The 19839-nt window shown below is 30.9% G+C and carries 16 protein-coding genes; 5 read left to right on the forward strand and 11 right to left on the reverse strand.

Annotation, left to right across the window (positions count from 1 at the left end):
* The first annotated feature begins 13 nt into the window (after window positions 1-13).
* From L2Z92_RS07230 to L2Z92_RS07240, 3 genes are read left to right on the forward strand one after another with little or no spacing between them, the layout of a single operon-like run.
* Window positions 14-3160, forward strand: a complete 3147-nt coding sequence (locus L2Z92_RS07230; RefSeq protein ID WP_236458157.1) for an efflux RND transporter permease subunit — start codon at window positions 14-16, stop codon at window positions 3158-3160.
* A 10-nt stretch (window positions 3161-3170) separates the two neighbouring features.
* On the forward strand, window positions 3171-4565 hold the full coding sequence (locus L2Z92_RS07235) for a TolC family protein (protein WP_236458158.1): 1395 nt from the start codon (window positions 3171-3173) through the stop codon (window positions 4563-4565).
* A 45-nt stretch (window positions 4566-4610) separates the two neighbouring features.
* A complete protein-coding gene (locus L2Z92_RS07240; RefSeq protein WP_264554483.1) occupies window positions 4611-5195 on the forward strand; it encodes a TetR/AcrR family transcriptional regulator in 585 nt (194 codons plus the stop codon).
* Window positions 5196-5202: 7 nt separating this feature from the next.
* Here L2Z92_RS07240 and L2Z92_RS07245 read toward each other — a convergent pair whose 3' ends face one another.
* A complete protein-coding gene (locus L2Z92_RS07245) occupies window positions 5203-5670 on the reverse strand; it encodes a CYTH domain-containing protein (RefSeq protein WP_236458160.1) in 468 nt (155 codons plus the stop codon).
* 72 nt (window positions 5671-5742) lie between these two features.
* On the opposite strand from L2Z92_RS07245, the gene L2Z92_RS07250 reads away from it, so the two are divergent.
* Both L2Z92_RS07250 and dinB read left to right on the forward strand, forming a co-directional pair.
* Window positions 5743-7770: a site-specific recombinase gene (locus L2Z92_RS07250; RefSeq protein ID WP_236458161.1), complete on the forward strand. Its 2028-nt coding sequence runs from the start codon at window positions 5743-5745 to the stop codon at window positions 7768-7770.
* Between the two features lie 34 nt (window positions 7771-7804).
* A complete protein-coding gene (dinB, locus tag L2Z92_RS07255) occupies window positions 7805-8917 on the forward strand; it encodes a DNA polymerase IV (protein ID WP_236458162.1) in 1113 nt (370 codons plus the stop codon).
* 357 nt (window positions 8918-9274) lie between these two features.
* On the opposite strand, the gene L2Z92_RS07260 is transcribed toward dinB, so the two are convergent.
* The 10 genes from L2Z92_RS07260 to serS form a co-directional block, all read right to left on the reverse strand.
* Window positions 9275-9457, reverse strand: a complete 183-nt coding sequence (locus L2Z92_RS07260; RefSeq protein WP_264554484.1) for a hypothetical protein — start codon at window positions 9455-9457, stop codon at window positions 9275-9277.
* A gap of 21 nt (window positions 9458-9478) precedes the next feature.
* Window positions 9479-10213, reverse strand: coding sequence for a hypothetical protein (locus tag L2Z92_RS07265; RefSeq protein ID WP_236458163.1), 735 nt, complete (start codon window positions 10211-10213; stop codon window positions 9479-9481).
* A gap of 745 nt (window positions 10214-10958) precedes the next feature.
* On the reverse strand, window positions 10959-12044 hold the full coding sequence (locus L2Z92_RS07270) for a leucine-rich repeat domain-containing protein (RefSeq protein ID WP_236458164.1): 1086 nt from the start codon (window positions 12042-12044) through the stop codon (window positions 10959-10961).
* A gap of 224 nt (window positions 12045-12268) precedes the next feature.
* Window positions 12269-12826, reverse strand: a complete 558-nt coding sequence (locus L2Z92_RS07275) for a hypothetical protein (RefSeq protein WP_264554485.1) — start codon at window positions 12824-12826, stop codon at window positions 12269-12271.
* Window positions 12819-13646 carry a hypothetical protein gene (locus L2Z92_RS07280; protein ID WP_236458166.1) on the reverse strand — a complete coding sequence of 276 codons (828 nt, stop codon included), beginning with the start codon at window positions 13644-13646 and terminating at the stop codon, window positions 12819-12821. The genes L2Z92_RS07275 and L2Z92_RS07280 overlap by 8 nt, the downstream gene beginning before the upstream one ends.
* A 319-nt stretch (window positions 13647-13965) precedes the next feature.
* Complete coding sequence (gene mgtE, locus L2Z92_RS07285; protein WP_236458167.1) at window positions 13966-15318, reverse strand: magnesium transporter; 1353 nt, start codon at window positions 15316-15318, stop codon at window positions 13966-13968.
* Window positions 15308-16084, reverse strand: a complete 777-nt coding sequence (gene rsmA, locus L2Z92_RS07290; protein ID WP_236458168.1) for a 16S rRNA (adenine(1518)-N(6)/adenine(1519)-N(6))-dimethyltransferase RsmA — start codon at window positions 16082-16084, stop codon at window positions 15308-15310. Before rsmA ends, mgtE begins: the two co-directional genes overlap by 11 nt.
* Before the next feature lie 180 nt (window positions 16085-16264).
* The gene (locus tag L2Z92_RS07295) at window positions 16265-16591 is read right to left on the reverse strand and encodes a DUF4286 family protein (protein WP_236458169.1); all 327 of its coding nucleotides are present in this window, start codon (window positions 16589-16591) and stop codon (window positions 16265-16267) included.
* A gap of 52 nt (window positions 16592-16643) precedes the next feature.
* A complete protein-coding gene (locus L2Z92_RS07300) occupies window positions 16644-18422 on the reverse strand; it encodes a tetratricopeptide repeat protein (RefSeq protein WP_236458170.1) in 1779 nt (592 codons plus the stop codon).
* Between the two features lie 78 nt (window positions 18423-18500).
* Complete coding sequence (gene serS, locus L2Z92_RS07305) at window positions 18501-19772, reverse strand: serine--tRNA ligase (RefSeq protein ID WP_236458171.1); 1272 nt, start codon at window positions 19770-19772, stop codon at window positions 18501-18503.
* Window positions 19773-19839 lie beyond the last annotated feature (67 nt).

The raw sequence follows: 19839 nt of genomic DNA on the forward strand, positions 1-19839 counted from the left end.
AAACTTACGAATTATGTTTTCAAAATTTATTGACAGACCTGTATTGTCAACGGTGATTTCTATTATCATCGTTATTTTGGGAGTTCTAGGATTAACTTCACTTCCAGTCTCACAGTATCCAGAAATAGCACCGCCAACGGTATCAGTATCTGCAAATTATCAAGGTGCAAGTGCTGAAGTTGTTATGAACTCAGTAGTCATTCCATTAGAAGAACAAATTAATGGTGTGGAAGACATGACTTACATGACTTCTACTTCAAATAATGACGGTTCTGCTTCGATTAATATTTATTTTAAATTAGGTACAAATCCAGATTTAGCAGCGGTAAATGTTCAAAATAGAGTATCTCGTGCAACACCTTTGTTACCACAAGAAGTAACTAGAGCGGGTGTAACAACATCAAAAAGACAAAGTGATAACATCTTAATTTTCTCTTTATACAGTGAGAACCCAGAATATGATGATACTTTTCTTCAGAATTATGCCAATATCAATATTTTACCAAAAATAAAACGTGTAGCTGGTGTAGGAGATGCAGTTATATTTGGACAAAGAGATTATTCAATGCGAATTTGGTTGAAACCAGATGTAATGGCTGCTTATGGACTTATTCCATCTGATGTTACTGCATTATTGGCGGAACAAAATATTGAAGCTGCTCCCGGACAATTAGGAGAAAGTGGTGATCAATCTTTTCAATATGCCTTAAAATATAAAGGACGTTTACAAAGTACCGAAGAGTTTGAACAAATTATAGTTCGCTCAACAGAAGGTGGAGAAGTTCTTAGGTTAAAAGATGTGGCAAGAATTGAACTTGGAGCGGTGAGTTATGCCGGTAGTGCAAGAACAAACGGAAATAAATCCGTAGCAATTGCTATTGCGCAAACTGCTGGTTCAAACGCACAAGAAGTTATTGAAAACTCGTTGAAAGTATTAGATGTTTCGGCTGTTAATTTTCCTAAAGGTGTAAAATATGCAATTCTTATTAACGCAAATGATTTCTTAGAGGAATCAATCTCTAAAGTTATTTACACATTAATTGAAGCTTTTCTATTAGTATTTTTAGTGGTTTTTGTGTTTTTACAAGATTGGAGATCAACGCTAATTCCTGCTATATCTGTACCAGTTGCCATCGTAGGAACATTCTTTTTCTTGAGTTTATTTGGGTTTACCATTAATTTATTAACCTTGTTTGCGCTAGTACTTGCCGTCGGAATTGTAGTAGATGATGCTATTGTGGTAGTGGAAGCTGTACATGCTAAAATGGAAGCTGGTGAACACGACCCTAAGAAAGCAACACATAGTGCTATGAATGATATTAGTAGTGCTATTATTTCCATAACATTAGTGATGTCGGCTGTATTTATTCCAGTTTCGTTTATTAGTGGTTCAGCAGGAGTTTTCTATAAACAATTTGGATTAACATTAGCGGTGTCAATTGTATTGTCTGCAATTAACGCACTTACTCTTTCACCGGCTTTGTGTGCAATATTCTTAAAACCTCATAACGAAGAAGAAAAGAAAAAAGGTGTTTTACAACGTTTCTATTCTTCATTTAATGTTGCTTTTGATGTAACTACTGCTAAATATAAAAAATCAGTAGAGTTTTTTATCAAACGTAAATGGGTAGCATTTTTAGGAATAGCTGTTTTTGCTGGGATATTTGTATTGCTTTTAAATATTACTCCAAAAGCATTTGTACCTGGTGAAGATACAGGAGCAATTTTATCTGATGTATCATTGCCTCCTGGAACTTCTCTAGAAAGAACAGAAGAAGTATTATTACAGATTGAAAATCAAGTAAAAGATTTACCTGAAATCAAAGAAGTACTTCGTATTTCTGGTCGAAGTTTAATTAGTGGAACGGGTAGTAACTACGGAATGGTTATCGTAAAATTAAAACCATGGGCAGATCGTCCAGATGCAAATCAGGAAATTACGGCTGTTGTTGGAGAATTGTTTAAACGAGCATCATCAGTAAAAGATGCTAAAGTATTATTCTTTGGTCGTCCAACATTAGTAGGGTTTGGTTTTACCAATGGATTTGAATTTCAGTTACAAGATCAAAAAGGAGGAACTATTAAAGAATTGAGTGAGGTGAATAATAAATTTTTAGCGGCTCTAAATAGTCGTCCAGAAATTAAATATGCAGCCACTTCGTTTTCTCCAAATTATCCACAATATCTTATTGATCTTGATGTTGCTAATATTAAGAATTCTGGTCTAACAGTAACCGATGTATTAGGAACAATGCAAGGATACTATGGTGGAGTTTATGCCTCTAATTTTAATAAATTTGGTAAACAATATAGAGTTGTTTATCAATCTGATCCTAAATTTAGAACAGATCCAGCATCTCTAAAAAGTGTAATGGTTCGAAATAATAAAGGACAAATGGCTCCAATTTCACAATTTGTGACATTAAAGAAAGTGTTTGGGCCACAAGCCATAGAGCGTTTTAACTTGTTTACTTCAATTAAAATTACAGGTGCTCCAAATGAAGGTTTTAGTACTGGTGATGCTATTCAAGCGGTACAAGAAGTAGCAAGTCAAAGTTTACCAATTGGTTATGGATATGAGTTCTCTGGTTTAACTCGTGAAGAAATTAGTGCAGGCGGACAAACACTTTATATTTTCTTATTATGTTTAATATTTGTTTATTTCTTATTAGCAGCTCAATATGAAAGTTATATGTTGCCGTTTGCTGTTTTACTATCGTTACCAGTAGGTTTAGCTGGCGCCTATATTTTTGCCTATTTCTTTAATGTAAGTAATAATATTTATCTCCAAATTACTTTAATTATGCTTATTGGTCTTCTGGCCAAAAATGCCATTCTTATAGTTGAGTTTGCGGCTGATGCGCGACGAAAAGGTTGGAGTATTTCGCAAGCCGCTTTGCAAGGAGCAACGGCACGTTTACGTCCAATTTTAATGACATCATTTGCATTTATTCTTGGATTAATGCCATTAATGTTAGCAAGAGGAGCTGGTGCAGTTGGAAACAAAGCAATTGGAACTGGAGCCATTGGAGGAATGTTGATAGGTACCATTTTAGGAGTTTTTGTAATACCAGTATTGTTTATCGTTTTCCAAAATTTACAAGAAAAAGTGAGTAGTAAAACTATTGAAACGACTAAAGAAGATGCTGAAAATTTATAAGAATAAGATCATGAAAAAACAAAATATAATTAAAGGAAGTCTTTTAGTTTTTACAATGGTTGTTGTGCAATCTTGTTTTGTAGCTAAGAACTACGAAAAACCTCAAATAGATACAGAAAACCTTTATAGAACAGAACAAATAGCAGATAGTACATCTTTAGCGATGATGTCTTGGGATAAATTGTTTACTGATGAACAACTGCAAGCTTATATTAACGAAGCAATTCAGAATAATTTAGATATGAAAATTGCTTTACAAAATATGGCTGCAGCTGAAGCCACTCTAAAGCAAAGTAAAGCAGGCTATTTGCCAAGTATTAATACTACAGCTACTTTAACGCATCAGGAATTGTCTAAAAACAGTCAGTTTGGGCGTATTTTTAATGGTTCTATAGATCAATATGACTTTTCTGCAAAGTTATCTTGGGAAGCAGATATTTGGGGAAAGATAAGAAGTACAAAAAGAGCTTCAGCAGCAAAATATTTAGAATCTACAGTAGCCAAACAAGCTATTCAAACAGAACTGGTTGCTAATTTAGCTTCATTGTATTATCAAATATTAGCTATAGATGAACAGATTAAGGTGGTTACTACAACTTTAGAGAATAGAAATGCAAGTGTCGAAGTAATTAAAGCTTTGAAAGATGCAGGAAGTGTAAATGAAGTTGCTGTACAGCAAACTGAAGCACAACTTTATGCTGTTCAAATTATTTTAGAGGATTTAAATTATAATGTGAAAATTTTAGAAAATTCATTCAATCAATTATTAGGAAAGCCATCTAATAACGTAGAAAGAGGTTTGTTTGAAAATCAAAAAATTGATGCAGAAATCAAAACAGGTTTACCTGCTTTTTTACTAAGCCAAAGACCAGATGTTGTTGCAGCTGAATTAAACTTTAGAAATGCTTTTGAATTGAAAAATGTTGCCAAAAGTTATTTCTATCCTTCATTGACTTTAAATGCGACAGGAGGTTTTCAAAGTTTAGAATTAAAAGAATGGTTCAGTACAAATTCTTTGTTTGCAACGCTTATAGGCGGAATTGCACAACCAATTTTTAATCAAAGACAAAATAAAACACGTTTAGAAGTGGCAAAAGTGAATCAGCAGAAAGCCTATTTGCAATTTGAAAAATCATTATTAGTAGCAGGTAAAGAAGTGTCGGATGCTTTGGCTAATTATGAAAATGAAACAAATAAATTAACGATTAGAGAAAAACAAGTTGAAGCTTTAAAAAAAGCAGCAGATTATTCTGATGAATTATTACAATACGGAATGGTAAATTACCTTGAAGTTTTGACAGCAAAAGATAATGCGTTAAATACTGAAATAAACTATATCGATAATAAATACAAACAACTTAATGCTGTAATTACACTTTATAAGGCATTAGGAGGTGGTAATTAATTCTTAAAAAATCCTGTGAAAGCAGGATTTTTTTATACAAATACGATGGATAAAAAATCTGAAATAATTGAAAAGGCATTACATCATTTTCTTAGAAAAGGATGTAAAATTATTACGATGAATGATATTGCAAATGAATTTTCTGTATCTAAAAAAACACTTTATTCTCTTTTTGAAAACAAAGAAATGCTTTTGTCTGAAGCAGTAGATTTATTATGGAATAATTATTTAAAAGAAGTTGCAACAATACAAGCAACGAATGAAAACCCGATTCAAAAAATAGTTTTAGTTTATAAAAAAACGATAGATGTTATAAGTAGTATTGAGCCTATTTTTATTATTAGTTTAAGAAAATACCATCAAAAAGTGATGCGTAAATATGCAAATAATAGAAACACGTTAATTAATGATGTTGTGTTAAAATTACTGATTGAAGCACAACAAAATGCTTTTATAGACGACAAAATTAATCTAGTTCTATTTTGTGAAGTCAATTTTAAAGACATTGAAGAACGTATTTGGAGGATAAATTTTCTTGAAAAATATTCTAAAGAAGACGCTTTAGAATATTTTATCAAAAGAAAATTAAGAGGTATACTTTCTGTTCCGTTTTTATTTTTGTCCGATTAAAAGTAAATTACCAGTTCTTATATGGATTCTTGCTTAAATAAGAATTGTAATACCGTTTGTCTTGCGTAACTTCATCTCCAAGCCATTTAGGTTTTTCAAATTTTTCATCTTCACTTGAAAGCTCAACTTCAGCAATAATTAGTCCTTCATTTTCTAGATTAAAAACATCAACTTCAAAAACATGAGTACCAACTATTACTTCATGTCTAATTTTGTCAATTGTTCCTTTTTCACAAAGCAGTAATAACTCTTCTGCATCCTCAATTGAAATTTCTTTTTCCCATTCCATTCTACTCATTCCGGAAGCATTGCTCATTCCTTTAATGGTTAGGTAACCACAAGATCCTTTAATTCTAATTCTGACAGTTCTTTCTGGATTGCTAGACAAGTATCCTTGAACGATTCTATTAGACTTAATTGCATCCTTTAAAAAAGCATTAGATCTTACCAAAAACTTTCTCTCTATTTCAATCATTTGTATTCTGAAATTTTATAATTTCGACTAAAATAAGAAATGATTTTTTAAAATAACTAATTCATTCAATTTATGAATGTAAGGCATCAATTTCAAAAAAGTTCAACGGTAAAAGAATTGTTTGAAAATCATTTTGAGAATAATTTATATGCAGATCATAAATTGCTTTTCTTGATTGATTTAGTTCACGTTTTTAGACCTAAGAAAGAAAGAAGTAACGACGTCATTTCTATAGGAGAATTGATTCGTTTTTTGGAAGTACATTCAGAATTTAATTTGTTGTTTAAGAAGTATCTTAAAACTTTAATTAAGAAAAATAAATTTTCACGACTATTATCCGATTCTGGAATAATAAGTGATAATCAATTTTTTAAAGAGATAAGAACACGTCTCTTCGATAAACTTTTACCCTATCAACCAGAAAAAGATACGTTACAGTATGTTTTAAATCAAGTTTTTTATCTTAGTTCAGACCCCGTTTGGATTGATACAATTCCGTATGACGAAATCGTATTGTTGTTTAAACTACTTGGTTTTGATGATATTTACACAACCGTAAAAGACGAAACAGCATTGTCTGAAATTATTCTTGCGATGCAATTATTGGCGCAACGAATGAGTGGTAGAGCATTAGAAAATGATGTGATTAAAATGGTGCCTGAATTTTCAAATCTTGAAAGCCCATTTTTAGCATTAGAGAATGAGTTAAACCAATTAGAATTAAGTCTAAGGAATTCAAAGCATCATTTTGTCCAAAGTAATGACTTGTTTATAAAGCAATTTTTAATGTTTCATAAACAGTGTAACGCATATATCGATAAAGCCTTTTTGAATAGTTCAAAATATGGGATTACATTATCTGTAAATCAAAGTTTATTGCGTATTCGACAACAATTAGAGCGTTTAAAAGAATTAATAGCTCTAGTCATTGTTGATGAAGATAAAGACAAGTTGAAAAACAGTATTTCAATATTGTTAAAGTTAATAAAGTATAATTGCTATAAAAATAATATAAGAAAGTTATTAGCGGAAAGTACGCAGTTAGTTTCCTATGAAATCACACAACACACCGCAAAGTCAGGACAAAAATATATAACAGATGGTTATAAGGAATACTTTAAAATGTTGTATGCAGCCTTGGGAGGAGGAGTAATCGTAGGTTTTCTTTGTGTTTTTAAATTGTTATTTTCAAAATTGCAAGTATCAGAGTTTAATCATGCTTTTTTATATAGTTTCAATTATGCATTTGGCTTTGTTGTTATTTTTTTATTAGGCTATACTTTGGCTACTAAACAACCAGCAATGACAGCGGCAACTATTGCACAAACCTTAGAAGAAGGAATGAAAAAACAGGTTAATTTGGTAGACAAACACAAAAGTTTTGCTAAATTATTTGCTCGAATCTTTAGAACACAATATATCGCTTTTGTGGGCAATGTTTTAATCGCTTTTCCGGTAGCAATATTTGTTGTCTGGTTTTTTGATTTTTTAACAGGGCAAAATATAGCTGTTTCAAAGTCAGAAAAATTAATAAATGATTTGAATCCAATATATTCATTAGCCCTTTTACATGCTGCTATCGCAGGAGTTTTTCTTTTTTTATCAGGAATAATCTCTGGAAGTATTTCAAACAGAAACAAACATTTTCAAGTTGCCTATAGGATTCAAGAAAACCCATTTTTAAAACAGACTTTTGGAATTTTAAAAACACAGAAAATGGCAAATTGGGTCGATAAAAATTGGGCAGGAGTAATTTCAAATATGTGGTTTGGTATCTTTTTAGGTAGTATAGGTCCTTTAGGTGTTTTTTTAGGACTGAATATTGATATTAGGCATATTACTTTTGCTAGTGGAAATCTTGCATTAGGGTTATATGGAGCAAACTTTAATATTGACTTTTGGACAGTAGTAGTTGCTGTATTTGGTGTGTTTTGTATTGGTTTTATTAACTTTATTATAAGCTTCACTCTGTCTATGCTTCTTGCATTTCGATCGAGAAATATACCATTATCAGAACTTTATTTGCTTAATAAATCCATTTGGAGTTATTTTAAGACCGCACCACTTAATTTTTTCTTTCCATTAAAAGATAAAAATTAATCATTCTTTCTAAATATCTTATAATTTTGTGATTATGAGTGAAGTTGTTCAATATCGAAAAATTATTCATATAGATATGGATGCCTTTTATGCATCTGTAGAGCAACTTGATAATCCAGATTTAAGAGGAAAACCTTTAGCAGTAGGAGGAAGCGAAATGAGAGGTGTAGTAAGTGCAGCTAGTTATGAAGCACGTAAGTTTGGTGTACGGAGCGCTATGAGTGGAGTACAAGCGAAGCGCTATTGTCCAGAGTTACTTTTTGTGCCACCTCGTTTTGATAGATACAAAGAGATTTCAAGTAAAATAAGAAAAATATTTTTAGAATATACCGATTTAGTTGAACCACTATCGTTAGACGAAGCCTATCTCGATGTTACGGTAAACAAAATGAATAATCCAAGTGCATCACTTATTGCTCAGGAAATAAGAAGAAAAATTTATGAAGAGGTTGGGCTAACAGCTTCGGCTGGTATTTCAGTAAATAAGTTTGTCGCAAAAATTGCTTCTGACTATAACAAACCCAACGGACAGAAAACAGTTAATCCAGACGAAGTGGAAGCTTTTCTAGAGAAATTGGATATTAAAAAATTCTATGGAGTAGGGAAAGTTACAACCGAAAAAATGTACCAATTAGGTATCTTTTCAGGCTTCGATTTAAAGCAAAAATCGCTTGAATTCTTAGAAAAACATTTTAGTAATAGTGGAAACTATTATTATCAAATATGCAGAGGTATTCATAATAGTCAAGTGAAGCCGAATAGAACCATAAAATCAATAGGAGCAGAGCGTACATTTTTTGAAAATCTATCTTCGGAAGTGTTTTTAGAAGATAAAATAATTAGCATTGCTAACGAATTGGAAAAGCGATTGCAAAAGAGTAAAATAGCAGGAAAAACAATAACTTTAAAATTAAAGTATTCCGATTTTTCATTGCAAACCCGAAGTAAAACGCTTCCTTATTATATTTCAGATAAAAACTTGATAATAGATATTGCAAAAGAGTTATTATATCAAGAGCGATTAAAGAATTCTGTACGATTATTAGGACTGTCCTTAAATAATTTAAACAATCAAGAAAAGAAAACTAGCGAACCCATTCAGAAAAGCATTTCTGTGCAACTACAATTTGATTTTAAAGAAAAGTAGTGGTTTTGTATAAAATTTCTCCTTATACTTAATAACGTTTTGTTGTCTCAAATATATGGAGGAATTAAGGTGTTTTAATAAAGTCAAAGCTTATATATTGGTAAAATAATACGATTTAGAACAACAAAAACCACTTGATTGCTTCTTTCTCGCAATGACTAAGTGGCTTTGTTTTTTATTGTGCTACGAGGTCGGGAGACCATCGTAGAGCGTGTGCATTTTATTTAGAACTCTTCGGACAGCTGGGGTTTTTTTAAATTTTTAAGGCATTAAAAATTTTCCGTAGGTCAATATAGAGTTTCCGTAGGTATGATTCAAGCTTCCGTATGATAAAGTAGAATTTCCATAGGTAAATGTTTATTTTCCGTAGCTTAAAGTTAAGCTTACCTGTGTTAAAGTGAAGTTTCCGTAGCTCAATGTAGATTTTCTGTAGGTAAAAGTTGAGCTTCCTTGTGTTAAAGTGAAATTTCCGTAGGGTATAATTGAGCTTCCGTATATCTTAATAGTGTTTCCGTGTGTTGCTTTATATGGATAGCTCAATTATATAGGATTGCCTTTTATTTATGCTTTTTTTGCTGTTGTACTTGAAGTTGTACTTTTGCTATTCATTGTAGCGCTTACTTTTGAAAAACTAAAAAGGTCTTGTTTTGTTTTCTCGGTTTTATACAAATTTCTCGCAATCGTTGCGACACTTATTACTTGTTCGTAGATGTTATTAAATGCAACAATTGCTTCTTCTGTTGTTTCTTTACGTGTTCCTTTTTTGCCTTCTTGGGTAATGTTGGCTTGTTTTAGGGTGTTTGCATAACCTACAATTGCATCTATTGTTGCTTGTGCAATGCCTTTTTCTACTATTTCTGTATTAAGTGCGGGTACTATATTTGTTTTAAATTGATATAGTAATTGTACTAGGGCTTCTTGGTCTCCTGTTTTTACTTTTTTATAGTGTGCCGCAAAGCCTAGTGTATTTAAGATTTCGTCTTTCTTTGCTGGTGTTTTTTTGAAATCTTGTGCTATTTGTGTTTTAAATTCTGAAAGGTCGTTTTGTGCTTTTGCTTGAAGGCTAACTACAATTTGTGTTGCTTCTCGCATTTCTTTTGCTGCGTCTTTTCCTAAAAAGTTTTCAGTGGTACTCTCAATTTGCGATTTTAGATCGTTGAAAAAGGCATCTGTCCACGTGCTTCTTTTAGATTGTAATACTGTTTTATTAGCGATTGCATTATCGATAATTGTTGCTGCCGATGTGAGCATTTCAACATCTTTTAATTTGTACTTTCTCGTGGTTTTAACTGCCATATATTTGATTTTTAATGATTAAAAACAAATATAATAAATAGATGTATTGAAAATAGATGCCTTAAAATTATTGTTATTTTACTAAAAAGGGTGTGCTATTGCTTTTGTTTTTTGCATAAAAAGGAGTCTTTTTTATTTACTATTGTGATTATTCTAATAAATAATACCATTTACAACTTGAATTTACTGTAATAAAACGCCCTTTTTTCCTCGCTATTTTAATATAAAATAAAAATGTAGCGATGCTATGCTTTGATTTTCTATTTCATGTCAAGAAAAAAATCATCCTTTTATTTTACAGTAAATTCAAATCACAAATGGTATAACTTTTTTTTAAATGACTACTTATGAAAAAAGGGTTACAACATGGGTTGTTCCAATGGAACTTGAGAGTTAACTTATTTTAGGATGAGATAAGTTAACCACGCGAAAGGATTCGCGCGGTAGCGGGGATATGTTGTTGTTCAGAGAAAAATGTTAATCTACATCTATACGCTTTGGAAAAATAATCAACCGTATCAGCCTCAAGAGAATAATATTTCCGGTAATGATGAGTCTAAGTCTCTCTTTCTGCTTGTTTCCGAAGGAAACATTATAGATTAGAAAAAGAAGAAATAGTCCCAGAAAAAACCAGGACTATATTAGAAGAACTTCCGTGCAAAGAGTCACCTGAAGTCCTCTTTCTGCTAGAGTAAAATTACGAAAATTTATTTGTTTTTTAAGACAGTACCTCGATTTGCTGTAGTTAATAATTTTCAAGATTTTTTATTTCAGGATATTTGTTTTCGTCCATATTCTGTGGTGGATAAAAAAGAGTTAGATTTGTTAGTGTTTTAAAGAAATCAGGAGGTAAAATTTTAATATATACTGTTTCATTAAAACTTGAAATATCTAATATTTTAAGTTTTTTTAAATTCAAGAACTCTTTTGGTAAAGATGTTAATAAATTATCTGCCATTCTAAGTTCTCTAATATTTGAAAGTTTGAATAATTTTAAAGGTAATTTTTTCACATTATTATGGTCGATTTCAATAACTTCGATATTTTTTAAACAAAATATTGAATTTGGAATTTTTGATAAATTACAATTGTTTAATCGAATTGTTTTAAGTTTATTAAATTCACATAAAATGTTTAAGTCTACATTTTTCAAATCATTTTCACTTAGGTCTAATATTTCTAAATTTCTAAATTTTTTTATTTCTTTTGGTAATAAATTTATTTTCCAATTAGATAAATTTAATTCTTTAATTTTTTCAGGTTGTGGGCTATTTAAAATTGATAATCTTCGTTCCTTTTCTAAACTGTCAAAATCAAAATCTTTATTTCTGATTTTTAATTTGAATTTTCCTGAAATTGTTGTTGTGTCAACAATATTTTTAGTTGAATCCAAAACAAATATTCCTTGATAAAATAATTTTCCAGTTAATGTGTCATCAATTTTATAATTTGATTTATTTAACACCAAACGTTGTTTAATAACATTGTATTTATTTCTATACGTACAGTCATGTTCAAATAATTTGATTTCAAATTTGCCGTTCGAAATCAAAATAAAAAGTGTATTACTTGGTCCAAGTCCTTGATGGGTCTGGATAAAAATAGTATCGTTTGATAGATTGCAAATTCCGACATTATCGGAAAAATAATTAAATGAATATTTTTTTCGTGATTTCCGTGTCCAATTTATTTCAAGTGTATCAGTTATTGATTTCTTTAAATCAAGATTTACTGTAATATTGTTACTTAAAATTTCTTGATTAGATTTTTTGTTAATACAAGAAAAAATAGAAAATAAAAGAAATGTAATTGGTATAATGTTTTTTTTCATTTTGATTTCATAGCTAAACTTTTGTTAATCCTGGCACAGAATGCAATTCTGCGCTAACTGTTGCGTTGAGAATCAGTTTGTGTTATACCTGAGCGATCGGGTCCTGATTTCTCTGCAAATTTATACTTTCTACTCATTTTGTAAAAATAACAAAATTATTAAAACCTATTTTAACCTTGTTTGTAGGCACGAGCAAGATGCTCGCGCTAGCGGGGGTCGGGTTTTTACTCTTTTATATTTGGTTTTATTGAAATTATCTTAATTAAATAGGTTGGAATTTGAATTTTTCTATAACTTAATTTACTAGGACTATCTAATATTGGGACATATTGTTCAATTAACCCCAAATAATGTTTTTCAAAAGTTACTTCACATAAAAAATAGACCCAAATAGTATTAAAAATCACCTTTTTTATTTCTAAAGAATTTTCATAATTATACCAAAATTCACTAAATAATTTATCATTTTTCAAATAATCATTGTGAATTAATTTCTCATATGTTGAATCTTTTCCACGTATATTACTTAGCTTTTCAATTTCATAATAACCCATTTCATAACTTTTTTGAGAGATTTCTTCTTTAATGTCAAAACATTCTACAAACCCTCCAACTCCTTTATACATTGTGTCATCATTATCTGAATAATGTCCTAAATAAGTTTCAGCCCATAATAGTTTGGTCACTTGATTAGTTTTATTTTGTGAATTAGCAACATTTATAAAAAAACAAACAAATAATAAAAACTTTCTATTTCTAAAATTCCTTTCTAGCTTATTCATTTATTTCTAAATTATTAATATTTATAATCATTTTGGTTTCGTCTTTTGTTGGATATACATTTCCAGGGACAGAACCTTTCAATCCTATTTTTTTATATTCTGCCGCATTTTCTTCTGGGTCTATTGGGTGAGTATGCCCCGCCATATTATGAATACCTGTTTCATGAGCAATTGATTCGGTAGCTGTAGTATATTGCTTTCCATCCACAAGTCCCATATTTCCAGTAGGATTTGGTCCAAAAAATCTCGGGTTAGCAATAATAGTATTTCGATCTCCATCTACTTGTGCCTTTGCGGCAGTATTAGGATTACGACTAAATTGTCTAGCGATTCCTAACGAAGCTATAGAATATAGAGTAGGATCTTTTAATTTTAGCCTTACGGCTTCGCTACTGCTAACAAAACTGAGGGTAACGTCATATTCAATATCTAGCTCATAAATATTATTTTCTATTCGATGCTCTTTGCCAGAAAAAAGTGGCACATCAGCAAAAGTAGGTAGTACGCCATTTTGAAGCATTCCATTAATATGTAGTTTGCGATTACCTTTTTTGAATATAGCTTCAAAACTCGAACTAGAGATCTTTTTATATTGTTCAATCATACCTGCTCCCTCATTAACAACTAAAACTACTTTTCTAATTCTTAATTTAGCTGTTCTGTTTTCATTATTAATTTCACTAACTATTAATTTTTCTAACCCTTCTAACTCAACAGCATCAACAACTCTATTTTCGCTAAATGCATAAGTGCTATTATGAGGATAATCCCTAAATAAAGGATCCACAGCAAAAAACCTACCCACTCTTGGGTCGTGCATTCTATATTTGTAATTTAAAGAATTCCCTTCTCCTTTTAATTCGTCATCTTTTTCTTGCCCTTGGAAGTCATAACGGTATTCCTTACTGTTTCCTTGCCTACCAGGCAGTAACTAACCAAAAGGATAGTAATCAAAATCACTATAGGTTTACTATTTTCAATACTTAACAACTTCATTTAAATATCTATAATAGCACTTTTTTGCGTTTTTTGACATTTCTTGCACTCTAAATTGGTGTTTTTTTGCTATTTTTAAGAACGTTTTGTTATCTCAAATATAGGGAAATTTTTAAACGGCCCTACTTTTTTAATTTCTTATTTTAAAACCCTAAGAAGGCTTTTGCAATAGAAAAAAAGATTATAATCCCCATGATGTCATTACTGGTTGTTATAAACGGACCTGTTGCAAGTGCAGGGTCGATTCCGTATTTATCTAAAACGATAGGTATAAATGTTCCTATAAGTGATGCCATTATAATTACTGATAATAACGCAAGTGAAACGATAACTCCAGTTTTAATGTCTATATTTAAAAGAAAGTAACTTCCAATGATAAGTAAAATGGCTAATATGGTTCCGTTTAATAGGCTTAATGAAAGCTCTTTTAATAATCGACTAAACAAAGAACCTGAAAGTGCATCATTTGCTAAACCTTGGACGATAATTGCAGACGATTGTACTCCAACATTCCCCGCCATAGCTGCAATTAGTGGAGTGAAAAAGAATAATTCGGGATGAATATTCATTGCAGGTTCATATAACCCGAGTACTCTTACTGATATGAATCCTCCAAATAATGCTAGAACTAGCCAAGGTAATCTTGCCTTTGTTAGTTCTAAAATGCTATCATCTGCTTCTACGTCTTGAGAGATACCTGCTGCTAATTGGTAATCTTTATCTGCTTCTTCTTTAATAACATCTACAATGTCATCAATTGTAATACGACCAACAAGTCTTCCAAGCTCATCGATTACAGGAATGGCTTCTAAATCGTATTTTTGCATTATCCTAGCTACTTCTACATTTTCAGCATCAACTTTTACTGAGTCAACTTTTGGTATGTATATATCTCGTATTGGTGTTTTAGTTGATGTGGTTAATAGATCTTTTAAGGAAAGCCTTCCTTTAAGCCTGTTGTCATCATCTACTACATAGATAGAATGTACTCTCGTTACATTTTCTGCTTGAGCACGCATTTCTTTCACACAGGTTAATACGTTCCAGTTTTCATTCACTTTTACAAGTTCCTTCCCCATTAATCCTCCTGCGGAATCTTCATCATAGCGTAATAATTCTACAATGTCTTTAGCATGTTCTACATCTTCAAGTTCAGAAATTACTTCTTCTTTACGTGATTGTGGTAGTTCTGCAATAATATCGGCAGCATCATCCGTGCTTAATTCATCAATCTCTTCTGCAATTTCTTTTGCGGAAAGTGATCTTAGAATTTTAACCCTAACTTCTTCGTCTAACTCAAGTAGAATTTCTGCTGTTTTTTCAGAATCTAATGCGTTGAAAATATAAATAGCCTCATGAGATTCCATTTCTCCCATGACTTCGGCTATATCAGCAAAGTGAACTTCTTGTAATAATTCTAAGACTTCTTGTTCTTTATTTTCTTGAATAAGAAATTCTAATTTCTCTAAAAGCTCTTTACTGATTTTAAACTCCATCGGCTGCTATTTTTTGGGTTAGTTCTATGAATTGTTCTACTGAAAGTTGCTCTGGTCTAAGGTTGAAAATAACATCTTCTTTTAAAGTATCGGAATGAATCATGCTTTTTAAGCTGTTTCGCATTGTTTTTCTTCTTTGATTAAAAGCTTGTTTTACAACGGAAAAAAATAATTTTTCATCGCATGGCAAATGGTAATTTTCTTTTCTTGTTAACCTTAGTACACCCGATTTTACTCTTGGAGGTGGATCAAACACATGTTCATCTACTGTAAATAAATATTCTGCTTCATAGAAAGCTTGAGTTAGTACTGAAAGTATTCCATATACTTTGCTTCCTTTTTTTTCACAAATACGTTGAGCGACTTCTTTTTGAAACATCCCTGAAAATTCAGGTATTTGATTTCGCATTTCCAATGTTTTAAAAACAATCTGGGTTGATATATTATACGGGAAATTTCCGATTATAGCAAATTGATCATTGTTAAATATTTCGTTCAAATTGTATTTTAAAAAATCTTTTGAAATAATATGATTCTCTAGTTTTTTATAGTTTTCTTCTAAATAGGCTACAGATTCTGTATCTATCTCTACTACAAATGTCTCAATTGGCTTTTCGAGAAGGTACTTTGTTAATACACCCATTCCTGGTCCAATTTCTAATACTTTCTCATAACCTTTTAAACATAGAGTGTCTGCTATATTTTTAGCCACACTTTCGTCTGTAAGAAAATGTTGTCCTAGATGTTTTTTTGCTTTTACTGACATTTTTTTTGTTTTTTATTCCCTTTAGAAACGGAGAATTTTTCTATTTACCTTCTGATAAATTTTGTTTTGGCTCCTCTAAGTTTCCTTTTTAAAAGATAGAGATTGTGTGTTTAAAGCACAAGTATAATTTCTCTTAATTATACAATTATTAAGACTTAAGTGGAAATGCAAATTTAAGCATTAATTTTCTTTTCCATAATGTTCGCTCATTACTTCTAGTTCAGTTCTGAAAGCTAGCATTTTATCTGCAAAAAGAGCTAATCCTTCATTTCTTAATCTTGGAGCATGATTTTTGTAATATTCTTCTAATTTCTCTCTAGAATCAGTAAAATACTGAACGGAATAGGTTTGTCCACCCATTTCTTCTTCAACAAGTACTTTTACCATTCTCGCGCTAATGAATAAACCTGTAGCTAACACATCGTCTATGTGTTTGTTTCTCATCCATTGCAACCATTGGTCATGCACACTTTCGTCAATATTTATAGTAACGTTGTATATTATCATTTTATGTAATTTGGTGTTTTGAAAAATTGAATACTGTTTTAGTTTATAAAATCTAGGTATTGCTATCGCCTCTTAATATCCTAAATTGTTTTCTTGCTTCAATAAAGTAAATGCTATCAGAATGTTCGAAAATCATTTTTTCATAGAGTGGTTTTGCACTTTCATTATCGTTTAATTCTTTTCTATAAATTTCAGCAGAAAAAAACAATGCTTCATCTACAAATATTCCATCAGCATGATTATCTAATATCAGTTTGTAGTATTCTAATGCTTTATTATGTTCTTTTCTCTTAGAATAAATTATAGCAATTTTTAATAAAGTTTCGTCTTCAATACTATTTCCTTTATTAAGTTCTAATATTTTAAGAAAAGCCTGCAATGCTTCTGATTCTTTGTTTTGATATAATAATAAATCAGCTTTAGAGAATGCTGTTAAAGCAACTCTTGTACTGTCTTCATAGGAGTTATCTTGAATGAGTAGAAATAATTCAACAGCATCGTTTGCGATTAACAAACTAGAGGATTGTTTTAACACTTTTACCTGTTGCAATGTCCAATCAAAATCTTGTTTATAATAGTTAGCTTTTGCCATTTTCATGCTTGCTTCATGTGCCAAAGCATCATTCTTCATATTGTCTTCCACTTGTGCATAATACAATATTGCCTGATTAAATTTTTCATCATAAACCAAAATGTCTGCTAATTCCATCTTGAATTTAGCTTTTTCTCTATAATCAAATGGCAATTCTAATACTTTATTTAGCAATAAAATAGCAGATTTAGTGTCGTTAATGTAGAAAGCATCAAAATGAGCTACTAGTTTAATTAAATCTAAAGTATATGGATTGAAATTGAACTGCTGTAATAAAAGATCTAAGTCTTCTTTAATTTTAGGATAATCACTCTTTTCGGCTTGATCTATTTTTATCTTCATTAAAAGTGTGTGTGCAGTAACCTTCCACTCTAAGTCGTTTGCATTTTCAATAATAAATTCCAAAATAGTAATTGCGTCTTCGTTTTGTTTATCATCAATTGCTAAGTTTGCCAATGTAATAATATTGTCAAAACTATCAGGATTTCTTTTGTAGATAGCTCTTTCTTGAATAAATGCTTTTCCGAATTCTTTTTGTTGAATGTATAACCAACTCAAAAATTGATTCCAATAGATATCTTGGCTTTTTTGAGTTCTTATTAATAGTGCTTTTTTTAAATAGGTTAAAAATGTTTCATTGGCTTCATTACTAATAAAACGAGTCAAATAATTTTTAACAATTGGAGTATTTTCTTGTCTTTGATAAGCAAAATCGAGTAATTTGTCTGTCATTAATTCAATGTTACCAGATTGACCTTGAAGCAAAGCAATTTGATAATCAAAATTAAGGTTGGGATTTCCTTTTGTACCCGTTTCATATGCTTTTAATGCCCATTCAACTAATACCTTTTTTTCAAAATTATTTCCAATTTGGTAGGCATAGTTGGGTTGCTCTTCAATTGCTTTTATGGCTAATTCAAACTGCTTTTTTGCTTTTTCTTCTTGATTTTGAAGATGATAATTGTACCCTAAATCTACTAAAAGTAAAGGTTGATAATACATCTCTTTTCGTTCTTCAATTGCTTTTTCTACTTTTTCAAACTGTTGTAATTGTTGATAACAATCAATCACACGTTGAAAATAAAAGTAGTTAGAGGGTTGTTTTGAAGCTATTTGTTCTAATAATGTAAGTGCTTTTTCAAATTCTCCCTTTTCATAATAGTCAATTGCTAATTGTTCGTTTTGAGAATAAACAATTAGAGCGAAAAACGAGAATAGTAATGCAAAATATTTTTTCATCTTCATTTAGAAACAAATAATGTACTAAAGTAACACATTTTGCGTCAAATTAGTACATTATGTTAGTAAGATTAACGTTTAATCTATAATATCAAAACCAGTATATTTTCTTAAAACCTCTGGAATAACTATTCCTTCAGGAGTTTGATAATTCTCAAGAATACCAGCTAAAACTCTTGGTAACGCTAATGAACTTCCGTTCAAAGTGTGTGCCAATTGATTTTTTCCTTCCTTGTCTTTGAAACGCAATTTCAATCGATTCGATTGGAATGTTTCAAAATTAGAAACAGAAGAAATTTCTAACCAACGGTCTTGAGCTGTAGAAAATACTTCAAAATCATAAGTTAAAGCAGAAGCGAACCCCATGTCTCCACCACAAAGTCTAAGTATGCGGTATGGCAACTTAAGTTCTTGTAGAATTACTTTAACATGTTCAACCATTCCGTCTAAAGCCTTGTAAGAATTGTCAGGATGCTCAATGCGTACAATTTCAACTTTATCAAATTGATGTAAACGATTTAGCCCTCTAACATGTGCTCCGTAAGAACCTGCTTCTCTTCTAAAACAAGGGGTGTAAGCCGTGCAAAGAATTGGTAAATCACTTTCATTAACTAAGACATCCCTAAATAAATTAGTTACCGGTACTTCTGCAGTCGGAATTAAATAGAGGTTATCTTCCGTTGAATGATACATTTGCCCTTCTTTATCTGGCAATTGACCTGTTCCATAGCCTGACGCTTCATTTATTAAATGAGGTACTTGATATTCTTGATATCCAGCATCGGTATTTTTATCTAAGAAATAGGTAATTAACGCACGTTGCAATTTTGCTCCTTTACCTTTATAAACAGGGAATCCTGCACCCGTAATTTTTGCTCCTAAATCAAAATCTATAATGTCATATTTTTTTACCAATTCCCAATGAGGTAAAGCTCCTTCATGTAATTTAGGAATGTCGCCCTCTTCAAATATATTTAAATTTTCTTCAGGTGTTTTTCCTTCAGGAACGATATTCGCAGGTAAGTTAGGCAACTTATAAAGTACATCTTGAAGCTCTAAAGAAGTACTATTTAATAATTCTTTAAGTTCTTCAACTCTCCCTTTTGATTGCGTTACTTTTGCTTTTAGAATTTCAGCTTTCGCTTTTTCTCCACCCTTCATTAAAGCTCCAATATCTTTGGATAACTTATTGGAATCTGCAAGAAGGTTGTCTAATTCAACCTGAGTTGTTCTTCTTTTTTCATCTAATTCTACAACCAAGTTTACCAAGTCTTTAGCATCCATGTTCTTTTTTGCTAATCTCTCGATAACTTCTTCCTTGTTTTCCCTAATGTAAGTTACCTGTAACATAATTTTATTATTTTTTAAAAAGCAAATTTAATGAATTTGTGATTAGTTTTTTAAAATTAAATTAAAA

It is taken from the genome of Flavobacterium jumunjinense, from assembly GCF_021650975.2.
GTDB lineage: Bacteria > Bacteroidota > Bacteroidia > Flavobacteriales > Flavobacteriaceae > Flavobacterium > Flavobacterium jumunjinense.